This is a genomic window from Peptoniphilus asaccharolyticus DSM 20463, assembly GCF_900176115.1.
Lineage (GTDB): Bacteria > Bacillota > Clostridia > Tissierellales > Peptoniphilaceae > Peptoniphilus > Peptoniphilus asaccharolyticus.
The window spans coordinates 175089-195623 of record NZ_FWWR01000017.1 but is presented as its reverse complement, the minus strand read 5'-3'; the positions used below and the strand labels follow the sequence as shown (position 1 = coordinate 195623).

22 protein-coding genes are annotated in these 20535 nt (G+C 32.4%); 6 read left to right on the top strand and 16 right to left on the bottom strand.

What is annotated here, in order from left to right; all coding sequences use genetic code 11:
• Nucleotides 1-76: 76 nt before the first annotated feature.
• The 6 genes from B8869_RS10880 to B8869_RS10855 all read right to left on the bottom strand — a co-directional run bounded on the left by B8869_RS10880 (nucleotide 77) and on the right by B8869_RS10855 (nucleotide 4649).
• Nucleotides 77-940 (bottom strand): hypothetical protein, encoded by an 864-nt coding sequence (locus B8869_RS10880; protein WP_084231627.1) that lies wholly within the window; start codon nucleotides 938-940, stop codon nucleotides 77-79.
• Nucleotides 941-985: 45 nt separating this feature from the next.
• On the bottom strand, nucleotides 986-2128 hold the full coding sequence (locus B8869_RS10875) for an aminotransferase class V-fold PLP-dependent enzyme (RefSeq protein ID WP_234989850.1): 1143 nt from the start codon (nucleotides 2126-2128) through the stop codon (nucleotides 986-988).
• On the bottom strand, nucleotides 2112-2312 hold the full coding sequence (locus tag B8869_RS10870) for a DUF3343 domain-containing protein (protein WP_084231625.1): 201 nt from the start codon (nucleotides 2310-2312) through the stop codon (nucleotides 2112-2114). Before B8869_RS10870 ends, B8869_RS10875 begins: the two co-directional genes overlap by 17 nt.
• Nucleotides 2306-2893, bottom strand: coding sequence for a sulfurtransferase-like selenium metabolism protein YedF (gene yedF, locus B8869_RS10865; protein WP_084231624.1), 588 nt, complete (start codon nucleotides 2891-2893; stop codon nucleotides 2306-2308). Before yedF ends, B8869_RS10870 begins: the two co-directional genes overlap by 7 nt.
• Before the next feature lie 4 nt (nucleotides 2894-2897).
• Nucleotides 2898-3905 (bottom strand): selenide, water dikinase SelD, encoded by a 1008-nt coding sequence (gene selD / locus B8869_RS10860; RefSeq protein WP_084231623.1) that lies wholly within the window; start codon nucleotides 3903-3905, stop codon nucleotides 2898-2900.
• Nucleotides 3906-4091: 186 nt separating this feature from the next.
• Nucleotides 4092-4649: a hypothetical protein gene (locus B8869_RS10855; protein WP_084231622.1), complete on the bottom strand. Its 558-nt coding sequence runs from the start codon at nucleotides 4647-4649 to the stop codon at nucleotides 4092-4094.
• Between the two features lie 97 nt (nucleotides 4650-4746).
• Between B8869_RS10855 and B8869_RS10850 the strand changes: the two genes are divergently transcribed.
• The gene (locus tag B8869_RS10850; RefSeq protein WP_084231621.1) at nucleotides 4747-5370 is read left to right on the top strand and encodes a hypothetical protein; all 624 of its coding nucleotides are present in this window, start codon (nucleotides 4747-4749) and stop codon (nucleotides 5368-5370) included.
• Between the two features lie 72 nt (nucleotides 5371-5442).
• Here B8869_RS10850 and B8869_RS10845 read toward each other — a convergent pair whose 3' ends face one another.
• Together B8869_RS10845 and B8869_RS10840 are read right to left on the bottom strand one after the other, a co-directional pair.
• The gene (locus B8869_RS10845) at nucleotides 5443-6756 is read right to left on the bottom strand and encodes a D-alanyl-D-alanine carboxypeptidase family protein (protein WP_084231620.1); all 1314 of its coding nucleotides are present in this window, start codon (nucleotides 6754-6756) and stop codon (nucleotides 5443-5445) included.
• A gap of 58 nt (nucleotides 6757-6814) precedes the next feature.
• On the bottom strand, nucleotides 6815-7594 hold the full coding sequence (locus tag B8869_RS10840; protein WP_144017997.1) for a PHP domain-containing protein: 780 nt from the start codon (nucleotides 7592-7594) through the stop codon (nucleotides 6815-6817).
• A 214-nt stretch (nucleotides 7595-7808) separates the two neighbouring features.
• On the opposite strand from B8869_RS10840, the gene B8869_RS10835 reads away from it, so the two are divergent.
• Together B8869_RS10835 and ymfI are read left to right on the top strand one after the other, a co-directional pair.
• Nucleotides 7809-8702 carry a diacylglycerol/lipid kinase family protein gene (locus B8869_RS10835; RefSeq protein WP_084231618.1) on the top strand — a complete coding sequence of 298 codons (894 nt, stop codon included), beginning with the start codon at nucleotides 7809-7811 and terminating at the stop codon, nucleotides 8700-8702.
• 5 nt (nucleotides 8703-8707) lie between these two features.
• Nucleotides 8708-9415, top strand: coding sequence for an elongation factor P 5-aminopentanone reductase (gene ymfI / locus B8869_RS10830; RefSeq protein ID WP_327083045.1), 708 nt, complete (start codon nucleotides 8708-8710; stop codon nucleotides 9413-9415).
• A 47-nt stretch (nucleotides 9416-9462) separates the two neighbouring features.
• On the opposite strand, the gene B8869_RS10825 is transcribed toward ymfI, so the two are convergent.
• Nucleotides 9463-10095, bottom strand: coding sequence for a hypothetical protein (locus B8869_RS10825; protein WP_084231616.1), 633 nt, complete (start codon nucleotides 10093-10095; stop codon nucleotides 9463-9465).
• Between the two features lie 313 nt (nucleotides 10096-10408).
• Here B8869_RS10825 and B8869_RS10820 point away from each other — a divergent pair, with 313 nt between their 5' ends.
• Both B8869_RS10820 and B8869_RS10815 read left to right on the top strand, forming a co-directional pair.
• Complete coding sequence (locus B8869_RS10820) at nucleotides 10409-11578, top strand: IS110 family RNA-guided transposase (RefSeq protein ID WP_084229931.1); 1170 nt, start codon at nucleotides 10409-10411, stop codon at nucleotides 11576-11578.
• Between the two features lie 444 nt (nucleotides 11579-12022).
• Nucleotides 12023-12547 (top strand): methylated-DNA--[protein]-cysteine S-methyltransferase, encoded by a 525-nt coding sequence (locus B8869_RS10815; RefSeq protein ID WP_084231615.1) that lies wholly within the window; start codon nucleotides 12023-12025, stop codon nucleotides 12545-12547.
• Nucleotides 12548-12589: 42 nt separating this feature from the next.
• Here B8869_RS10815 and B8869_RS12265 read toward each other — a convergent pair whose 3' ends face one another.
• From B8869_RS12265 to B8869_RS10800, 4 genes are all read right to left on the bottom strand, one after another.
• Nucleotides 12590-12721: a hypothetical protein gene (locus B8869_RS12265; RefSeq protein ID WP_268802078.1), complete on the bottom strand. Its 132-nt coding sequence runs from the start codon at nucleotides 12719-12721 to the stop codon at nucleotides 12590-12592.
• Nucleotides 12722-12728: 7 nt separating this feature from the next.
• Nucleotides 12729-14201 (bottom strand): cardiolipin synthase, encoded by a 1473-nt coding sequence (gene cls, locus B8869_RS10810; RefSeq protein WP_084231614.1) that lies wholly within the window; start codon nucleotides 14199-14201, stop codon nucleotides 12729-12731.
• Nucleotides 14202-14215: 14 nt separating this feature from the next.
• The gene (gene typA, locus B8869_RS10805; protein ID WP_084231613.1) at nucleotides 14216-16039 is read right to left on the bottom strand and encodes a translational GTPase TypA; all 1824 of its coding nucleotides are present in this window, start codon (nucleotides 16037-16039) and stop codon (nucleotides 14216-14218) included.
• Nucleotides 16040-16135: 96 nt separating this feature from the next.
• The gene (locus B8869_RS10800) at nucleotides 16136-16528 is read right to left on the bottom strand and encodes an ATP-binding protein (RefSeq protein ID WP_084231612.1); all 393 of its coding nucleotides are present in this window, start codon (nucleotides 16526-16528) and stop codon (nucleotides 16136-16138) included.
• A gap of 220 nt (nucleotides 16529-16748) precedes the next feature.
• Here B8869_RS10800 and rd point away from each other — a divergent pair, with 220 nt between their 5' ends.
• Complete coding sequence (rd, locus tag B8869_RS10795) at nucleotides 16749-16913, top strand: rubredoxin (RefSeq protein ID WP_040552270.1); 165 nt, start codon at nucleotides 16749-16751, stop codon at nucleotides 16911-16913.
• Between the two features lie 115 nt (nucleotides 16914-17028).
• Here the strand turns inward: rd and murA are convergent, their stop codons facing one another.
• The 3 genes from murA to B8869_RS10780 are packed head-to-tail and all read right to left on the bottom strand — an operon-like array spanning nucleotide 17029 to nucleotide 20439.
• Nucleotides 17029-18285, bottom strand: coding sequence for a UDP-N-acetylglucosamine 1-carboxyvinyltransferase (gene murA / locus B8869_RS10790; protein ID WP_084231611.1), 1257 nt, complete (start codon nucleotides 18283-18285; stop codon nucleotides 17029-17031).
• 52 nt (nucleotides 18286-18337) lie between these two features.
• Nucleotides 18338-19438: an ABC transporter permease gene (locus B8869_RS10785; protein WP_084231610.1), complete on the bottom strand. Its 1101-nt coding sequence runs from the start codon at nucleotides 19436-19438 to the stop codon at nucleotides 18338-18340.
• Nucleotides 19439-19452: 14 nt separating this feature from the next.
• Nucleotides 19453-20439, bottom strand: a complete 987-nt coding sequence (locus tag B8869_RS10780; protein WP_084229742.1) for an IS30 family transposase — start codon at nucleotides 20437-20439, stop codon at nucleotides 19453-19455.
• Nucleotides 20440-20535 lie beyond the last annotated feature (96 nt).

Genomic DNA, 20535 nt, shown 5'->3' with positions numbered 1-20535 from the left:
TCTCTTGCCACCTAAAGACTATTTAAATCAGTTTTTCTAAAATCCCTAATTAAACCAGCCTTTAAGGGCCTTTTATTTATTCTTCTTCAACTTTATTTATTGTTTCGATTTCTTTTTGATGTTCTATCTTAACTCTCTTAACTTCTTCTGCCGGAATGTCTATAGTAACTTTTTCAATCTCTCCAAGTTCTACAGGTCCACCTATAACGTACTCAATACCATTTGTGAAATCAGCAAACACTTCAAGTTCGCCATTTGGATTTTTGATTACTGTTTCAAAGTCAGGATCTTCATCTTCGTTTAATATATATGTTGCAGAGATTGAACCTGATGCACAAGAACCTTCTCTAACTAAAGTTTCTGCTGATGGTACATTCACATACGGAATAATTTCTTTTTTGTCAGTGTCTAAGAAAATAACCCCATAAGCTTCTGTTTCGACTTCATCTTTAAGTACTTTTAAAGCTTTTTCAACAAATTCAGAATCTTCTTCAACATCTTTCGCTATTAAATGCACTATTCCAGATAGGACTACTGCCTTAAATTCCTTATCGTCAACTTTTACATCTATAATTCTTTCAGGCTTTTCAACTTTTACATAAGCTGTTTTTTCTTGTTGGTTTACTATGACATTAGTAGGACCTTCTACTCCTGAAACATATACTTCTATTAGCACGTCTCCTTCGCTTTCATAGAAACTTGCTGAGTAAAGACCATAAGCTCTTGTAGCATTGCCACAGAACTCTCCTCCCATCATATCCATTCTAAGAGGTGCTCCATCATAGCTTGGACTTATAAATCCAACTTGCTCAACTGAAGGATCTCTCTTTATAATTTCTTTTGCGTAAGCTCTTCTATAACCTGGATACACAGGAGTTATTACATAACCTGTTATATTTCCCGCAGGATTTGCTCTAAAATATTCAAATGATTTTTTCATAATAACCTCTTTTCTAACTTAACATTTACCCAAGACGCTACATCTTTACACCGCTTTTTGAGCTATTATTTCCACAACTTTATCAATCTCTTCGTAAGTGTTAAAGCTAGATAAAGATAATCTCACCATGCCTCTACTTGCAGTGCCTAAAACTTTATGATGTATTGGTGCACAATGTATACCCGATCTTGTCATAATTCCATTTTCAACTAAGTACTCTGAAATTTCTTCCGATGCGAACCCCTCTATATTAAAAGATACTATCGGAGTCCTAATTCCGCTAAAATCGTGGTACAATTCTATTTTCTCTAAATCTTTAATTTTATTATAGAGGTAGCTTATCTTTTGATTTAAATCTTTTTCTATATTTACTATCCCTTTTGAATTTACATATTCCACACCGGCTTTTAATCCAGCTATAGAATGTATATTCCTAGTGCCAGTTTCAAAAATATCAGGCACATTGTCAGGTTGTCTTTCATTAAATGAATCAAATCCACTTCCGCCACTAAAAACTTGGGTAGGCTTTCTATCTGTTAATATTACCATCCCACCGGTTCCCTGTGGACCGTACAGTGATTTATGACCTGTAAAGCAATATACCATCTCTGGAAGTTCTCTGTTCAAATTCACTTCTATACATCCAACAGACTGCGCTCCATCCACAATCAAAAACAAATTGTGTTTTTTACAAAATTCGTAGATGAACTCAATGTCTGTTACTATTCCTGACACATTTGATGCATGACTTAAAACCACAGCCTGTGTATCTTCCCTTAACATGCCTTCAAAATCATCATAATTTAAACGCCCATTAGATTTCAATCTCACATAAGACACATCACCTATGTAGTCAAACAATGGTCTCAAAACTGAATTGTGTTCATTTTGAGTAGTTATCACATGTCTATTCGGTTCTAAGAAAGCTCTTATTGCCATATTTAAAGAAGCTGTAATATTTTCTGTAAATACAACCCTCATAGAATCTTCAATCGAAAATAATTTTGCAACTTCTAATCTGGCATCTAACATCAGCCCCAATGAATTTAGAGAGAGTGGATAAAACCCTCTAGACGGATTGGCAAATTCCTCACTCGCAATTGCATTATATACCGCTTCGGCAACTTCCTTTGGCTTGTGTATGGTAGTTGCCGCGTTGTCAAAATATATTCTATTCAAAGATTTCATATTTAATCCCATTCTCTTTCAAAATTTCTTCTACTTCTTCTAAATGGTCTTCAACTTTTAAACAAAGCCCACAGCCGGCATCTATTTTTGTAGGAAGAGGAATCAGTCTCACACCACTGAAATCTATAAGTCTATCAGCAGTCATAGCATGCCCTGAACTTTCAAAAGTCACATACTTTAACATGGTTTTACTGTTTTATATTTTAATTGTAATTCGCAAATTCTATACATATTAGTTACTGTTCCAACACTCAACTTTTCTTTTAGTCCATAGTTTTCTAAACACAATCCGCAAGATAAGATTTCAGTTCCCTTTTGCTCTAAAACTTTTAAATCTTGTACTGTCTTTTCATTTATAGTAGTTATTTCAACACCTTTGTTGTAGCACACAACATACTTTGGAACTCTATCTTGTTCTGTCAATGCATATACAAATCCGTTTAAAAGAGTCTTAGAGAAAGATTCTTCGCCTACACCAAGTTCATTAGATGAAAATACAACTATAAACTCGTCATTATCCTCTTCCATATCCATTAATTCACAAGCTCCTGCTTGTCTAACTAAGCTAACTTCATACTCTGTATTAGAAACTTTATTCACACTTGGAGTAAATCCAAGTTGCTCGCCCATCTTAGAAAGATTTTCAGTAGCTATCTCATTATTCACTCTAACTAAAACTTCATTTAAATTCTCTTCAACAATTGCCTTTTTAGTCATTATAACTGGTCTTGGACAAGCATGTCCCATTGCATTAATTTCTTTCATTTCTCTACCTCACATAAATTTTATATTCTCTCTTATCTACTACAGTTCCTATTTTAGACGCATCTATATTTTTTTCCACCAACTTAGCTAAGAGTTCATCTGCATCTTTCGCTGACACGCTTATAAGCAATCCACCTGAAGTTTGTGGGTCAAATAAAACTTCTTCCATCGCAAAATCGTTTACTTCAAAATTCACATTCTTACTATAGGCTCTTCTATTTCTCTGACCTCCAGCAGTAAAAAGAAAATCTGCCGCAGCTTTTTTAGCTCCACTTAGCAGTTTTATATCTTTTGAATTTAAAACCGCAGAATACTCTTCCATCATTTCAGATAAGTGACCAAGCAAACTAAATCCAGTGATATCCGTAAGAGCATGCACATCATAATTTTTTAACACATCAAAAGGTTCTTTATTCAGTCTTACCATGCTTGCCACAGCTTTTTCGTAATCTTCTTGGTTGACTTCACCTATGCTGTAGCCACTCATGAGTAAGGAAACGCCAAGCGGTTTAGTGAGTATGAGTACATCGCCTGACTCAGGTGTGTTGTTTCTATAAAACCTATTCAGATTTACACTTCCAAGAACACTCAAACCGTATTTTATTTTTGCATCATGAATTGAATGCCCACCCGTCAAAGTGCACTCAGCCTCTTTACAAACCTCTGCCCCCCCTCGTAAAATTTCTTCTAAAATCCCCAAGTCTTCACCCTCAGGAAAACAAACTAAGTTCATGGCGCTAATCGGTTCAGCTCCCATTGCATATAGATCAGAAAGCGCATTTGCCGCAGCTATTTTACCGAATAGATATGGGTCTTCTACCATTGGAGGAAAAAAATCTACTGAAGTAACAACTCCAATATCATCTGTTATCTTTACGATTGCAGCATCTTCATTCCCATCAAATCCTATTACTACATCATCTCTTTTGTGAATTTGTAAACTCTTTAAAATTCCGGTTAAGTCGCCTGCTCCAATTTTAGCATTGCAACCACCACATACATCAAGTTTCATAAAATCCCTCCGATTATTTAATTTTATCACAAATTTTGATTTTGGTTAAATAAATAACTAAAATCCTTTAAATGAGACTATAATTCCATAAAAAAGTACTGTAGTATTGTATGATATTATCTACCAACAATACTACAGTACTTTTTTATTTATCTATTTTTGATAATCTCTACCCTGAATGAATTACTAATTTAATTCTTCAACTCTTCCACTTCCTACTAACCTTGCACCAGGACCATAATTGTCAGTATCTGCATCTACACTTACTGTCAATGTATATTTCCCACCTCTATTGGTTTGAGTATATCTTGATTCCTCACTATACCTTGTATTATATGATAAATCCGCTCCCCCAAACCATCCTGTTCTCAAATGTATTTTATATGGAAAATCAGCATTTATATAATTGCCATATCCATCTTTTAAATGCCCGTTAGAGTATACTCTAACATCACTCGAATTAATAATAAACGCATCTGATGTAACATTCCATCTTATGTCATATGAAAAGTATTTTGCTATATGTCCAGCAGACCTCAATGTTACTTCATTAGGATTTACCCAAGCAAAATATTCCCCCGTTGTAGGATTATAGTAGTCTACTTTTTCAACTTTTCCTTGTTCATATAAACTTTGTAATGCTGGTGCCTTATCATAAGGCTTATCTACTTGAGCAAATAATTTATCACTGCTTCCATTAATCATAACTACTGCCATAAATAAAATTACAATCATTTTTCTCATAATAAACCCTACTAATATAAATCTAATAACGTTTACTTTCTTACATTATTAGTGTATCATATAAACGGAGGTGTATCATATAAACGAAGGTGTATCAATGAAAAAAATATTTTTATTTATCTTTTTAAGTACTATATTCTTGTTGACTTCTTGTACAAATTCTAAAAATAAGAATATAAATCTTGAAAACTTAACTCATGATGTAACTTATATTCGTACAAATACTAAAAATCTTAAACTCATAGAAAAGAAAAAACTTCAAAATGGATACCATTTGAAATCTGAAAAATATACAAATTTATCAGAACTGTCCAATGATTTAGAAATAAGTTTTATCAACTCAACTTATTTTTCTAATCAAGAATACTGTGCAAAATATTTCCAAGACGGTGTACTCTCTCAAATAGTTGTATTCCCTTCAAATATGATTTTTGATTCTCTTATAAATTCTTTTGATTTTAAAGTTAGTGATCCTCCTTTTCTTTCTATTGAATGGGTCAATAATCCTATTCAAAAAGGCATACCTAAGGAACTAATGGGTAATTTTAGTATTGAAGAAGAATATAAAATAGCCAACACTACTGTCTATATAATCAAATCCGGTTCAGAAGAGATGCCTACATATCTTGGAGTTTTTAAATTTGATAATAAGGCGTATACTATAAATAACGTAAAATCTATTGCCGAATTGAAAAATATTATAGATAGTTTTGAATTTTAAAAATTATGTTATATTGCGAGATGTATTGACATCTCGTTTTAAATTGCAAAAAACACCCTGTCGCCAAGGTGTTTAAACTGCTCTTATATTTTGTATTATATCTCTGTATATGTTTTGTATTTTGTAGATAAATCCTTTTTGTAAAACTCTATCCTTTACAATTAAATCTTGTTTTAAAATCTCTTCTCCACCCATCGTGTAGGTAACTTTTCCAACTACTTCTCCCGCTGGGATTGGAGCTAACAAACCTTCTTTTAAGGTTACAGTTTTTTTGATTTCACTTTTTCCGTCCCAAAGAGCATTGCCGGTTGATTTTTCAAAAACTTCAACTTCTCCCGCCTCTGAATTTTCAACTTTTAATTTAGCTATTGCCTCTTCCGGATTTCCTATGACAGTATATCTATACTTATCAAGTCCTCCGCCTATTAATTTCTTCGCAGCAACGTATCTCGCCCAATCACTCGGAGCTCCTGTTATTACACCTATTAGCCTTGTGTCCAAACTTCTGCCCTCGCCTTTTCTAAGTGCAGTTGCCATAAGACATCTCCCAGCAGCATTTGTGTATCCTGTCTTTAAACCATCCACACCTTTAACAACTCCAAGTATGGGATTGGTATTGTACTCTTCAAAGTTCCTCTCCGGTTCAATTATGGATTCTATTGAAGTATACTTCAATGCTTCAGGATAATCATTTATAAAATGTCTTGCCAATATAAACATCTCTCTTGTAGTCATCTTATTATACGTCTCGTTTGAATAGTCTGTAAGCCCTGTTGGATTTACCATCTCAGCATGTTTTAAACCAAGCTCTCTACATTTTTCGTTCATAGCTTCCACAAAAGCTTCTTTAGAACCATATATGTGTTTTCCAAGAGATGTAATCGCATCATTTCCTGAAACCACCATAGATGCCTTCATCAAATCATCAACAGATGCCACATCTCCTTCTTTTAATTTATAAGAAGAACCTATCAGCCTTGATGCCTCTGAATCTATGGTAACTTTATCTTCCTTCGAGATCTTGTTGTCTTTTATTGCATCAAAAACAACATATATACCAACTATTTTAGACATAGAAGCCATCCCTCTAACTTCATCTATATTATACGCTTCAAGAATTTTTCCACTCTTGTAATCGCCCAATATATATGAACCAGTCAAACTCTCTAAAGGTTTCTCTTCTAATTTTTTAATTTTATCAGCCTCTGCTTGAGTTGCTTTTTGAACACCTTTTTTAGTTGGCACTAATATATCTTGATTTCTAATTTCTTTTACTTCGTTTTCAACACTGGCTTCATTTCTAACTGAAGTCTGCTCTTCTGCAGCATACACCAAACCTTCAGTGCACATAACTAAAGCAAGAAGAAAAATTATAAATTTCTTCATATTTCACCTCTCAAATATTCTATCAAAGTTTATTTAATATACAAACTTTTAATTTACATTATATAAACTCTTCCTCTTCTATTTTCAAATATGAATAATCAGCTCTAAGTTTTTCTTCACCACTTCTATTACTTAAAAACTTAGGGTTATGAGCGTCATAGCCAATCGCAAACTTAGGTCCTATCTCTGAGATACTTCTAAATATTTTTTGATAAGGATAAAAATTAGATTCTTCTCCATCTATAAAACCCTTAGTTAGCAAAAACCCTTTTAAATTTAATTCCACATGCACATCATTTTCTTTCGCAGCTAAGGCAACTTCTCTAGCCCCTACATCACACTCTTTTGAATAAGTGCTCCTCGCCATCATAAAGTAATCCGGATGTGCTAAGTATTTAAAATACCCCGTACTAAGCCCACAGCAAACAAGCTCTGCCATCTTTCTGACTTCATAGTCAGTTGCACTTGCGTGTAAATATAAATCACTTCTATTAAGCGCATGTTGACCCAGAATTAAATAATCAACTCTTTGAGAAGTGTCTCTTATATAGCTATCCATATCTTTAAAATATTCTGTCTCATATCCAAGCAGTATCTTTATTTCAGGGTATTTAGTTTTTAAATCTATTACAATTCCCTCATAGTCATTTTTTTCTGACATAGATGGTCTTTCAAATGGGTCTACCCAATCTGCAAAAGGTAAGTGTTCACTAAAGCCCAATACTTTAAATTTATTTTCAATTGCAGATATAACATATTCCTCTTCAGTTCCAATTCCATGCCCACACCTGTATGTATGTGTGTGGTAGTTATAAGTTTGCATTTTATCACCTGTCATATATTATACCATTTATAACAATCATATCTTTTTAATTTATTTTTAAGATTAAAAAAATATCCATGCCAAGCCTAAGCTCGATAAGGATACTTCAAATTCTTATTTATTTAATTTTATAACCTATCTTATAATAAAAACAGAATAAAATATCAAGTGCTAGCACTAAAATCTATTGCTATAGATATTTTACTTTGTTTATTATACAATCTATGTTATGAAAACAATTTTTATAATAAGTTCTAAAGCGGGAAATGTGTATCCAAGCTTAGAAGACGAGATAATAGCTTTATATTCTAAAACTGATTTAGATTTTAAAGTGTATGTTACAGAAAATAAAAATAGCATTAAGGAAATAGCTAAAAAGTATTCTGAAGAAGATTGTGTAATCTACGTATGCGGTGGTGACGGAAGCTTAAATGAAGCGGCTGTGGAATTGGTCGAAAAAAAAGCTTCTCTTGGTTTGATTCCCCTTGGAACAGCAAATGACTTTTCAAAAAATTTTGACTACTCAACTTTTTCTTTAAAAGATACTTTAACCCCAATATTAAAACCATGCGATATCATACAGATAAATGATACCTTTTGTATAAATATCCTAAGCTTTGGACTAGACACCATAGTCCTCGCCAACACATATAGAGTGCTTAGCAAATTTCCAAGCTTGAAATCACGTGCGTACATCTTTGGTATTTTGATGTCTATATTCAAACCGTTCGACTTAAATTTAGATATCGAATTGAATTTAAAAGATGGTAGCACTTTTAAAACAAGTGACTTATTTACTTTAGGTGCTGTCTGCAATGGCGGATACTATGGCAATGGATTTAATCCTTCAAAAAATTCTATTGTGAATGACTCTACTTTAGAAATAATATTGGTTAAAAAATTAGGTCTCTTTAGACTTTTGAATTTGCTGCCACTTTATAAAACCGGCAACCACTTAAATTCTCCTGAAGTATTATCTATGCAAGTTGAATCCGGAACCATTAAAAGCAAAGACAAGGTGCTCGCAAATATAAATGGAGAAATTTTTGAATCAAACGAAATAAATTTTAAAATCTTAAAATCTGCTATTAACTTCGCATATTTAGGAGGTATAAAACATTGAAAAAAGTGCTTATAACTGGTGCGGCAAAGGGAATCGGCAAAGCCATTGCTGAAAAACTTTTTGAAGAAGGCTACCAAGTGCTAATCAATTATAATACAAGTGAAAAAGACGCAAAAGAACTTGCACATAAATTGAGTACCAAAGCTTACCAAACTGATGTCTCAAATTATTTACAAGTCAAAGATATGTACGAAAAAATTAAATTTGATTTTGGAAATGTAGATATCTTAATAAATAATGCTGGAATCTCAAACGTGTCCTTATTCCAAGATTTAACTGTTGAAAAATGGAACGAACTTTTTAGCGTGAATGTATGCGGTTGTTTTAACACTATACATTGTGTGCTTCCAGATATGATATCCAATAAAAATGGAGTTATATTAAATGTGTCTTCAATATGGGGCTCTCATGGTGCATCTTGCGAAGTAGCTTACTCAGCCACCAAAGGAGCTATAGAATCTCTTACAAAATCTCTCGCATTAGAACTTGCTCCCTCTAATATAAGAGTAAATGCCATTGCCCCAGGAACTGTAAAGACCGATATGATGAAATGTTATACTGATGAAGATATGAAATACATTTGCGAAAATATTCCGATGATGAGAATGGCAGAGCCAAAAGAAATTGCAGAACTTGTAAGTTTCTTAATCTCAGACAAAAATTCATATATGACCGGACAAATCATCTCCACAAATGGAGGTATGGGTGTTTGAAAATTAATATTTTGTAGCTTATCTACAAAATATTTTTTTATTTTAAACTACTCTATCTCAACATAATTTAAATTTATACTGTCAAAGTCTTCTAAAAATTTATTTATATATAATGGCATGCTGTGTTCAATAAGTGCAAGTCCCTCAGCCGTCACATAAACTAAATATGTGTTATCAAATAGCTTAGTCTCACTTATCAAACCTGAGGCGTAAAATTTCCTCAAATGTTTTTGAAAACTTTCCGAGACAGTATGAATTTCTTTTTTATTTCTGGACCTATCTACAATTTGATAAAACAACATCCCCATCTTAGCTCTATCAAATATCTCCGCTGAATTATCTATATAGATGCTCATCTTTTTTAGTTTCATTTGTTTTAAACACTGTAACCCATAAAAGTCCGAATATTTAAATTTATGCCAACTAATATTGTCTAAGTATTTCCTAATATTTTCTCTTAGTTTTTCTAAATCATTTTCTATATAAAAAGTCCTATTTGAATAAAACGGGCTTGTATAATGGTCACTCACTCTAAAACAAACATATTCATTTAACTCATTAACTAATATACAATAAGCCGATGAACTAGTTTTTGACGTTGAAAAAGCTATCATCCTCTCATCGCTTCTCAAAAGAGAATAAATAGCTTTTCTAATTTCTAACAGATTTCTTATTTTCATATGCTTTACGTTAACTATCTCCCTCTAAGGAATTCTCCTTATATAATGTATTTAGGTTGTTAAAGGTAACCTATAATCCTTTATCGACTAAATATTATTCAGGTTTGCTGTATAATATTGTTATTAGATAGAGTGTACTCGTTTTCTCCTTGAGATTTAATCTCGTAATTGAAAGAGTGAGTCCTCTAATCTTTTAACTGTTTACGAATAAGTTAGATGTTGACCCTCTTAGGGTACTTCGTATTTAGCATAAGGCAGTAACGTTATTAGATTTTGAGGTGTCTATCTAAAATACTTTTTTGTGAGGTTTCAAATGTTTTATTTAGGTATTGATATTGGTAAAAATACTCATGTTGCTTCATTAGTTGATGATAAGAAAAAAGTTATTTTTAAAGCTTTTTCTTTTTCAAATTCCATTTATGGTGCTGAGAGTTTAATCCTTAAACTAGAAGCTTTCAAAAATGAACTTGAAATTGGCATGGAGGCTACTGGTCATTATTGGTTATCTCTATACTCATATCTTGCCCAAAAAAACTTTACTGTTCGTGTTATCAATCCAATCCAAACTGATGGTTGGAGACAAGGTATCGAAATCAGAAAGAGAAAAACTGATATTATTGATTCTCTTTTAATAGCCGATCTTCTTCGCTATGGTGATTTTGTTGAAACTTCTCTTTCTAATGAGGACTATTTGTCTTTGAGAAATCTTTCTAGATTCAGATCTTATCTTGTATCATCAATTGGTGATCTTAAAAGAAAGACTATTGCTCTTTTAGACCAAGTTTTCCCTGAATATGCTTCTTCTTTTAGCAATATTTTTGGTAAGACTTCTAAAGAAATTCTTTCAAATTTCTCTACTCCTTTAGACTTTGAAGATATCAGTTCTGAAGATTTACAATATTTTTTAGACAATGTTTCTCGAAAGAAGTATGCTTCTAGAAAACTTGAAGAACTTTCTAAGAAAGCTTCTAAATCTTTTGGCATTAATTTCTGCATGGATTCTTTTAGACTTCAAATTAAAATGCTTATAGGGCAAATTTCTTTTATTCAAAATCAAGTTTTAGATGTTGAAAAAGAAATTGAAATTTTACTTGAAAAACTCAATTCTCCAATTAATACCATTCCTGGTATTGGTTCTGTTAATGCTGCTACTATATTAGGTGAGATTGGAGATATTAAAAGATTTTCTAATCCTTCTAAGCTTGTCGCTTATGCTGGTTTGGATGCTAGTGTTTCTCAGTCTGGAGAATATGAATCTACTTACAATCATATGAGTAAAAGAGGTTCTCCTTACTTAAGGCGTGCTCTTTTTCAATCCGCTCTTAGAGCTGAATTTTGTGACCCAGTTTTTTCTGATTATTATCAGAAGAAAATCAGTGAAGGCAAACATCATTTAGTTGCTACAAACGCTGTTGCTAGAAAGCTTTGTCATACTATTTTTGCTGTTTTAACTAAAAATGAACCATATCAACAACAAAGTTAGTTTTTGCTTAATTATGAATTAATTTTTGAAAAAGGTTCTGTAAATGACGAGCTTTGCTCGGGCATAGCCTTTATCATTTACAGGTTCTTTTGAGAAAATTACTATTTAAAAGGAAAAAACTTTGCTAACCCTATTTTTAATCTTAAACTTTAGGGTACTTTTTCATGCTTATTTTTATTCAGTTTTTATCAATATCATTACTTATATTTTCTTTGTTTCACCTCTTGGCTTTTAATAGTTAGTCTTTCTAAACAAAAATATTGTAAATTTTAACCTAAGTAATATTAAACTACTTTATATTACTATAGTTTTCTAAATATATTTTATACATATGTTTGTTAAAATTCAAACAAAAAAATAAATTTTTTTATTTAATTCTTTATTTTTTTGAATTAATATTAAATTGTAATAAATTTATATCAAGCTTGTCTAAAAGGAGTCAAAATGAACTATATAAAATACTATAATTCTCCAATTGGAAAAATATTTATGGTTAGTGATGGCAAAAACTTAATTAATTTATCATTTGAAAATTCTAAATATTATAGCAATACCTACAATGATTGCCAATTTAAATCAGATTTGCCTATCTTCAAATCTACTGAATCATGGTTGAATATCTATTTTAAAGGGGAATCTCCAAACTTTACTCCTAAAATTAAATTAATCGGTTCTGATTTTAGAATTAAAGTTTGGGAAATATTACTATCTATCCCGCATGGTCAGACCACAACTTATGGAGAAATTGCCAGAGAATTAGCTATTAGTTCAAATCTCAAACGAATGTCTGCACAAGCAGTTGGCGGAGCAATTGGTCACAATCCTATTTCAATAATAGTACCATGCCACAGAGTTGTTGGAGTAAGTGGTTCACTCACTGGATATGCTGGAGGTATAGATAAAAAAATAGCACTTTTAAAACTTGAAGATGCATATAAAGATACTTTCACTCTTCCAAAAACTCTATAAATTTGAGCATAAAAATACCTCTGACTTTTAGTCAGAGGCTTCTTATTTTTTAACTTGTTCTATAACTTTGGCTCCATCCATACTTTCAACATATATAAACTTTCTAAAATCGAAAAAGTTCATTATGGCAATCCCCACTATGAGTATAATCAAAACTTTAGCTATTAATTTCATACATACCTCAAAGTATTGGTGATAAAAGTCTCGAAAAACCTTCTCTAACTTTTATATGCCAAGGTCTATTTTTATAATTTTCCAATGTTATTTCAGTGGAATTTTCCACATCTCTATAAAAATCTTCCACCAATTGTGCATTCATTTCTCTATCAAAAATAAAAGCATTTACTTCGAAATTAAGTTCAAAACTTCTAATGTCAAAATTCGCCGTACCTACGCTTGAAACTACATCATCAGAAATAACTATCTTGTTGTGCATGAATCCACCTTCATAGTAGTATGCCTTGCATCCCCAATGAAGTAACTCACCGATAAAAGACAGTGAAGCCCAGTGCACAAATATATGGTCTCTTATGCGTGGTATCATTATATTGACTTCCACTCCAGATAGAGCAGCAACTTTAAGAGATTTAAAGAGTCCATCATCTGGAACAAAGTAAGGCGTTTGAATAAATATTCTCTTCTTCGCCTTGGTAATCATCTTTTCATAACCATTTCTAACTGAGTCCACTTTTGTATCAGGCCCACTTGTGACTATACAAATTTCAGACCCCGGTGTAAACATAGTTTTCTTCTCACTAATGGTTGTCATTGGTGACATACTTGCTCTTTTACCAGCAGCAAATTTATAATCTAAATAAAATCTAAATTCCAGCCCTCGGATTGCATCTCCCACTATTCTAAGATGCGTATCTCTCCAAAAACCAAATTTTTTACTCTTAGATATATATTCATCGCCTATATTAAAGCCACCAACATATCCTATTTTATGGTCTATTGCTATAATCTTTCTGTGATTTCTGTAATTTACACGTGTGTTGATGTTTTTAAAAATCCCTGGAAAAAATATTTCCACTTTCACTCCAGAATCAATCAAACTTTTTCTGTCGCTATTTTTAAATTTTCTTCCACCCATTCCATCAACTAACAAAATAACTTCCAATCCCTCTTTTGCTTTTTGCTTTAAGAGTTCTATTATTTCAGTTCCCAAGCCATCTGACTTAAATATATAGGACTGAATATAAACAGAAGTCTTTGCCTGTTTAATATCTTCAATTAGCCTATGAAAATAATCTCTTCCATCTACAAATCTTTCGACTTGATTTCCAAAATACATTATTTCATTTTCGCCCATATTAAACATGTGAATCATATCTAAATACCCATAGATATCCATTCCTTTTACAGTTTCTTTCTCCAAGGTCTCTGTTTGATTCCTTGCAATATAGAACATCTTCTTTTCTATTCTTTCTTTTTTTTCAAAAATTTTCTTTTTAGAAAGATCTTGTCCAAGTATTAAATAGAGTATAAATCCTATTATTGGCAAAAAATTTATTGTCATTACCCACAATAGTGTGGACGTAGGTTTTCTTCGCTCTATAAATACAATGATTATAGAAAATACAATATTTAGTGCAAAAATCAAGCCGTACGCAGAGAAAAAATCAATTATTCTATCAATGTTAGACAATGGCATTAACAAATTACCACCTACTTATTTTTTTTAGATTTGTACCTTGTTTGTGAATTTAAAATTTTCTTTCTAATTCTAAAAGTCAACGGAGTAACTTCTATTAACTCATCATCTTCAATAAACTCCAAAGCTTCTTCTAATGACATATCTACTGTAGGTGAAAGTTTAAGTGCATCGTCTGCCCCTGAAGCTCTGACATTACTCTGTTTCTTAGTCTTAGTTACCGAAACTTCTATTTCCACGCCCTTTGGAGATTGTCCTACGACTTGTCCTTCGTAAACTTCTTCAGAAGGTTTTACGAAAAGATCTCCTCTTGATTGAGCATTGTTAAGTCCATATGCAGATGCAGTACCAGTATCGAAGGATACTATTGAAGCATCCATACGTCTTGGTATATCCCCCTTATATGGCTCATAAGCTAAGAATAATGTATTCAATATACCATTACCCTTTGTATCACTCATAAACTCTGAACGATATCCTATAAGTCCACGAGCAGGCATTTTAAATTCAAGTTTAGCATAACCGCCTGTTGGCTCTTGCATTGAAACAAGTTCAGCCTTACGTCTTCCCAGCTTTTCTATTACACTACCAACATGTTCATTTGAAACGTCTATTGTTACAATTTCCATAGGCTCATGTAATTTTCCGTCTATTGTCTTAAATAAAACTTCTGGTTTTGAAATTTGGAATTCATACCCTTCACGTCTCATGTTTTCAATTAACACTGAAAGGTGAAGTTCTCCTCTTCCTGAAACTTTGAAAGAGTCTGTAGAATCTGTATCTTCTACTCTAAGTCCGACATCTGTTTGGAGTTCTCTTAAAAGTCTTGCTCTGATTTGTCTTGATGTTACAAATTTACCATCTCTACCGGCAAAAGGTGAGTCGTTTACTGAAAAATTCATAGCTAATGTAGGCTCTGAAATCTTTACAAACTCTAAAGGTGTAGGGTCTTCTGTGGAAGCTATTGTGTCTCCGATATTTATATCTTCTATCCCTGTTACTGCAACTATACTTCCCGCTTTAGCAGTGTCTACTGAAACTCTTTCAAGCCCTTCGTATTCATATATATTTGTTATCTTAACCTTTTTACATAGTTCAGGTTTTTCTTTATTTACTATTACTACTGTGTCCCCTTGGTTGAATTGTCCTCTTTCAACTTTTCCAACCCCAATTCTACCTACGTAGTCATTGTAGTCTATTGTTGAAATCAAAACTTGGAAAGGTGCTTCTACATCATAATCAGGAGCTGGTATATATTCAATTATAGTATTGAATAGCGCACTCATATCAGTAGTTTCATCTTCTAAGTTGATTTTAGCAATACCTGATTTTGCAGATGTGAACACATGTGGACTTTCAAGAGCATCGTCGCTTGCTCCTAAATCTATAAATAAATCTAACACTTCATCTACAACAGCTTCAGGTCTAGCGCCTGGTCTATCAATTTTATTTATTGCCACTATTACAGGCAAGTCTAATTCAAATGCTTTCTTCAAAACAAACTTAGTTTGAGGCATTGGGCCTTCAAAAGCATCTACTAACAATACAACTCCGTTTACCATCTTAAGTACACGTTCAACTTCTCCACCGAAGTCAGCGTGTCCTGGTGTGTCTATTATATTTATCTTTACACCGTTGTGTATTACAGATGTGTTTTTAGAAAGAATTGTAATTCCTCTTTCTCTTTCAATATCGTTAGAGTCCATAACCCTCTCTTCAACAACTTGGTTTTCTCTAAAAATACCAGATTGTTTTAATAATGCATCTACAAGTGTAGTTTTACCATGGTCTACATGGGCAATAATAGCTATATTTCTTATGTCTTCTCTTTTATTCATCTTTTCACTCCAATCTCTAAAAATTATATCACAGCTTGTTTATTTGTATATAAAAAATCACCTTAATAAGGTGATTTAGCTAAAAATATTTAAAATTTATAAGTGCTTTAAAACAATTACTTCATTTTTATTAAAAACTACTCTATCTGTAAGAGCTTCAACTAAAACAAGCCCTCTTCCATTACACTTTTCACTGTTGAAACATTCAGCTGTAGAATGATTAATTGTTCCACACCCTTCGTCAACAACTTTTATGGTGATTGAACTTCTCTCTAATATCACATTTAAATAAACAAATTTATCTCGATTTAGTTCATTGCCATGTAATGCTCCATTCACCACCAACTCGTCAAGAATTAGTTTTAAATCAAAAATTGTCTCTTCATCATATATATACTTTTTTATTTTCTTTAACACATCCTCAACAAAGGGTTTTATTTCTTTTATTTCACTACAAACTGCCCCTCGGTAAGTGTATATTGCATCCATAGTCTCACCTCTCTTCATGCATTTATTTTTTACCCAAATATTAAAAATTTAACTCTATTTTTATGTAATTGATATAATTTATCTAAATAATTATATCTCTATTACCATCTTTTGAACATATTTATTGTTTTTTTTATTTTTTAGTTAGATTTAAAATTTAGTGGGTAATAATTAACTATAAATTTTAAATATTTTTTAATTATGAAAGGAGAAATACCCCATGCAAAAATTTGAATGTACACTTTGTGGATATATATATGATCCAGCTTTAGGAGATCCAGATAACGGAGTTGAACCTAACACAGCATTTGAAGATGTTTCTGAAGATTGGGTTTGCCCACTTTGCGGAGCTGGAAAAGAAGATTTCGAAGTTTACGAAGACTAATTTAATCATAAAATAGAGCGGATATCCGCTCTTATTTTTTTGTCCAAATTTATTTCATCTTAAAAATCACCCAACTCGTTATAGACATAAAAAAGTTATGGCATAAACCATAACTTTAAATATCAACTCTTTCAATTTGCGCACCCAAACTTCTGAATTTTTCTTCTATATCTTCATATCCTCTGTCTATATGGTAGATTTCGCCTATTTCAGTTTCTCCATCTGCCATAAGACCTGCAAGTATTAGCGCCGCTCCTGCTCTTAAGTCAGTTGCGTTTACCTTAGCTCCTTTTAGTTTGCTAGGTCCAACCACTCTTGCCTCTCTGTCTTTTGCACTTATATCTGCACCCATTTTCACAAGTTCATCTGCATGCATAAATCTATTTTCAAATACAGTTTCTTTTACTGTACTCTTTCCGTTTAGAGTAGTTGTAAAAGCCATAAATTGAGCTTGCATATCTGTAGGGAATCCTGGATATGGTAGAGTCTTTATATTTATAGGACGTTTGATAGAGTTTCCTATAACTCTTAAACTGTCATCTTCTTCTATTACCTCTGCCCCAGCTTCTTCAAGCTTAGCTATTATAGGTTTTATGTGAGAAGCTATAACATTTTCAATTTTTATATCTCCTTCTGTCATAGCAGCTGCTACCATAAATGTACCTGCTTCGATTCTGTCCGGTATTATTTGGTGAGTGCAACCCTTTAGTTCTTCAACACCTTTTATTCTGATAGTTGAAGTTCCCGCTCCGTTTACCTTAGCTCCCATCTTTCTCAAGAAGTTTGCCAAGTCCACTATTTCAGGTTCCATAGCCGCATTTTCTATAACAGTTTCTCCCTCTGCAAGCACTGCCGCAGTCATAATATTTTCAGTTGCTCCAACTGATGGGAAATCTAAATATATTGTATCTCCAACCAATTTTTCACAACTTGCTGTTATATCTCCAACATTATTTTCTATTTTTGCCCCAAGAGCTTCAAATCCCTTAAGGTGTAGGTCGATAGGTCTTGCGCCTATGTTACATCCTCCCGGAAGAGAGTTTACAGTTTTTCCCATACGTCCAAGAAGCGGTCCCATTACTAAGAAAGACGCTCTCATCTTGCCCATAAGTTCATAGCTTGTCACGTATGAACTCAAATTTTTAGAATTTATAATTATTTTATTCTTGTCTACTCTTTTTACAGTGCTTCCCAAGTTTTCAAGAACTTGACACATTATATCTACATCTTTAAGACCCGGTACGTCTTCAAGAATTACATCTTCTGTTCCAAGTAGAGAGGCTGCTAAAATCGGTAGTGCTGCATTTTTAGCTCCACTTATGCGAACTGTACCTCTTAATGGCTCAGATTTTTTTACAATTATTTTTTCCAAGTTATATTCCTCCGAACTGTTATTATAAACATTATACCATGTGTTATATCAATTATTCATTTGATTTTAAAGATTCTACCATATTTATATTTTTTAGCTTATTGTGGAAAATAAACATTATAACTAAGTTCACCACCACAGTTATAAAAATCGAAATTAAATAAGCTTTTTTAGTCAATACCGGGTCCAACATGGATTGATTTGGTACCACTATTTGAATTACTACATGGTGCAGAAGTTTCCCAACAAACATCCCTATAAAGATACCAAATAATGTCAACATTCCCGTCTCTCTATAGACATAAGCTGTAGTTTCATTTGCATAAAATCCCAAAACCTTTATGGTTGAAATCTCTCTTAATCTCTCCACGATGTTTATGTTTGTCAAATTGTATAGCACAATCATTGCAAGTAGTGCCGATGCAACCGTTATAATAACCTGCACTTTCTCTATTGAATGCATATACTCATCCATTATCTCCTGTATTGCATCCATATCCACCGCTGAAACGACTGCTTTATAGTTTAAATATCTATCTTTAATCTTATTTACATCCTTGCTAATTTTATACAAGTCTGTGTTCGGTGTAAACTCTTTTTTAAACACTCTACTGTAATATTCACTACTCATAACGGCATAGTGGCCCATATACATTTCCATTATAGATTTTACTTCTACTTCAAAATCAATTCCCTCACCGCTAGTTATGGTTATAATATCTCCCGGCTCTGCCCCCATTAGTTTAGCTGTCTTTTCGCTTAGCACTACACCATTTTTAGGTAACTCTATTTTTTCTCCACTTTTTCTTTCTCGTAAATTCACAAAGTCTTTCAAAGCTTGGTCTGAACTTGCGCTAATAACTGTCAAATTCTCAATTACTTCGCCATATTCAAACTCAAACTGCTCTAAGTTAACTTCTGTTCTATTAAATCCATCAGCATCTCTTTGAGCAATATAAGATTTATAGGATTCGTTATCCAATGCATCATCATAAGTTATAGACAAGTCATATTGCATAATCTCATCGAACTGCTTATAAGCTATTCCATTTACAGAACCCTCTATACCAAATCCAAGAATGAGTAGAGCCGTACAGCCCATTATTCCTATAATTGTCATTATCATACGTTTTTTGTATCGACGAATTGTCAAATCAAATGCAACACCTATGGTAAGAGACCAAAAAGTTCTTCTTTAGGTGTTTTATATTTTATACATTTTCTAGGTCTATTATTCATTAAACTTAAGTTATAATTTAATTCATCAATATTCACTTCTGATAAATCCATACCCTTAGGATAAAACTCCCTCAAAAGTCCGTTACTATTTTCATTTGTACCTTTTTGCCATGCACAATAGGGATCACAAAAATAAGTTTTGCATCCTAATTCTTTTTCTATTTTCTCAAATTCTGAAAATTCTTTACCTCTATCAAAGGTTATTGTTTTTACTAATTCTTTTGGATAATCTTTTAATGCATTTATTATTGCTGGTGTTACGCTTTCCGACTTTCTATTTTCAACTAGGATTGCTATATAATATCTAGATTTTCTTTCTGCTAAAGTTACGAAACAACATCTACTTTTCCTTTTATGATCTAATCTGCCTGATTCCACTGTATCTGCTTCCCAGTGGCCTAATTCTTGCCTTCTGTATATCTCTTTAGGTCTTTTCTTAATTGTTCTACCTTTATCATTGAATTTTCCTCTTTTTTCTGCTGGCCTTTTAAATTTAGCTTTTCTTCTCAAATTTTTCATACTAGTTTTTGGCAGCTTTTTGGCGTGTATCATTCTATATATCGTTGATGTAGATGGTAATTCATGAATCTCATTTGTGTTTCTATTTGATATTTGTTCAGGGGACCAATGTTCGTTAATCTTTACAGTTAAATAATCAATAACATCTTTAGAAAATTTACTTTTTCTATGGCAGTCTTTTCTTCTATCAATATATTTATCATTTGCCTTTATCGGAAAGTACTTAGTGTAACTTCCCCTACTAACTTTTATCTTAGATGAATTTCTTTTAATTTCTCTAGATATTGTACTAGGTGACCTTTTAAGTGCTTGTGCAATTTTCCTTATACTCATTCCTAAATTTAAAAATTGGTAAATACAAGATCTTTCTTCTATGGTAAGATGGTTATAGCTCATAGTTAATCACTCCTTTTAATATGTTTTGTTTGGTCACTTACATATTAACACAGCTGATTAGCTATGAGTTTATTTATGTTGCACTTGTTATGATAA

What these genes read in the sequence shown, in the direction of transcription:
- B8869_RS10880 (WP_084231627.1), bottom strand. Translation starts at nt 940, where the DNA reads ATGAAAAAATCATTTGAATATTTTAGAGCAAATCCTGCGGGAAATATA.
- B8869_RS10875 (WP_234989850.1), bottom strand. Translation starts at nt 2,128, where the DNA reads ATGAAATCTTTGAATAGAATATATTTTGACAACGCGGCAACTACCATA.
- B8869_RS10870 (WP_084231625.1), bottom strand. Translation starts at nt 2,312, where the DNA reads ATGTTAAAGTATGTGACTTTTGAAAGTTCAGGGCATGCTATGACTGCT.
- yedF (WP_084231624.1), bottom strand. Translation starts at nt 2,893, where the DNA reads ATGAAAGAAATTAATGCAATGGGACATGCTTGTCCAAGACCAGTTATA.
- selD (WP_084231623.1), bottom strand. Translation starts at nt 3,905, where the DNA reads ATGAAACTTGATGTATGTGGTGGTTGCAATGCTAAAATTGGAGCAGGC.
- B8869_RS10855 (WP_084231622.1), bottom strand. Translation starts at nt 4,649, where the DNA reads ATGAGAAAAATGATTGTAATTTTATTTATGGCAGTAGTTATGATTAAT.
- B8869_RS10850 (WP_084231621.1), top strand. Translation starts at nt 4,747, where the DNA reads ATGAAAAAAATATTTTTATTTATCTTTTTAAGTACTATATTCTTGTTG.
- B8869_RS10845 (WP_084231620.1), bottom strand. Translation starts at nt 6,756, where the DNA reads ATGAAGAAATTTATAATTTTTCTTCTTGCTTTAGTTATGTGCACTGAA.
- B8869_RS10840 (WP_144017997.1), bottom strand. Translation starts at nt 7,594, where the DNA reads ATGACAGGTGATAAAATGCAAACTTATAACTACCACACACATACATAC.
- B8869_RS10835 (WP_084231618.1), top strand. Translation starts at nt 7,809, where the DNA reads ATGAAAACAATTTTTATAATAAGTTCTAAAGCGGGAAATGTGTATCCA.
- B8869_RS10825 (WP_084231616.1), bottom strand. Translation starts at nt 10,095, where the DNA reads ATGAAAATAAGAAATCTGTTAGAAATTAGAAAAGCTATTTATTCTCTT.
- B8869_RS10820 (WP_084229931.1), top strand. Translation starts at nt 10,409, where the DNA reads ATGTTTTATTTAGGTATTGATATTGGTAAAAATACTCATGTTGCTTCA.
- B8869_RS10815 (WP_084231615.1), top strand. Translation starts at nt 12,023, where the DNA reads ATGAACTATATAAAATACTATAATTCTCCAATTGGAAAAATATTTATG.
- B8869_RS12265 (WP_268802078.1), bottom strand. Translation starts at nt 12,721, where the DNA reads ATGAAATTAATAGCTAAAGTTTTGATTATACTCATAGTGGGGATTGCC.
- cls (WP_084231614.1), bottom strand. Translation starts at nt 14,201, where the DNA reads ATGCCATTGTCTAACATTGATAGAATAATTGATTTTTTCTCTGCGTAC.
- typA (WP_084231613.1), bottom strand. Translation starts at nt 16,039, where the DNA reads ATGAATAAAAGAGAAGACATAAGAAATATAGCTATTATTGCCCATGTA.
- B8869_RS10800 (WP_084231612.1), bottom strand. Translation starts at nt 16,528, where the DNA reads ATGGATGCAATATACACTTACCGAGGGGCAGTTTGTAGTGAAATAAAA.
- rd (WP_040552270.1), top strand. Translation starts at nt 16,749, where the DNA reads ATGCAAAAATTTGAATGTACACTTTGTGGATATATATATGATCCAGCT.
- B8869_RS10780 (WP_084229742.1), bottom strand. Translation starts at nt 20,439, where the DNA reads ATGAGCTATAACCATCTTACCATAGAAGAAAGATCTTGTATTTACCAA.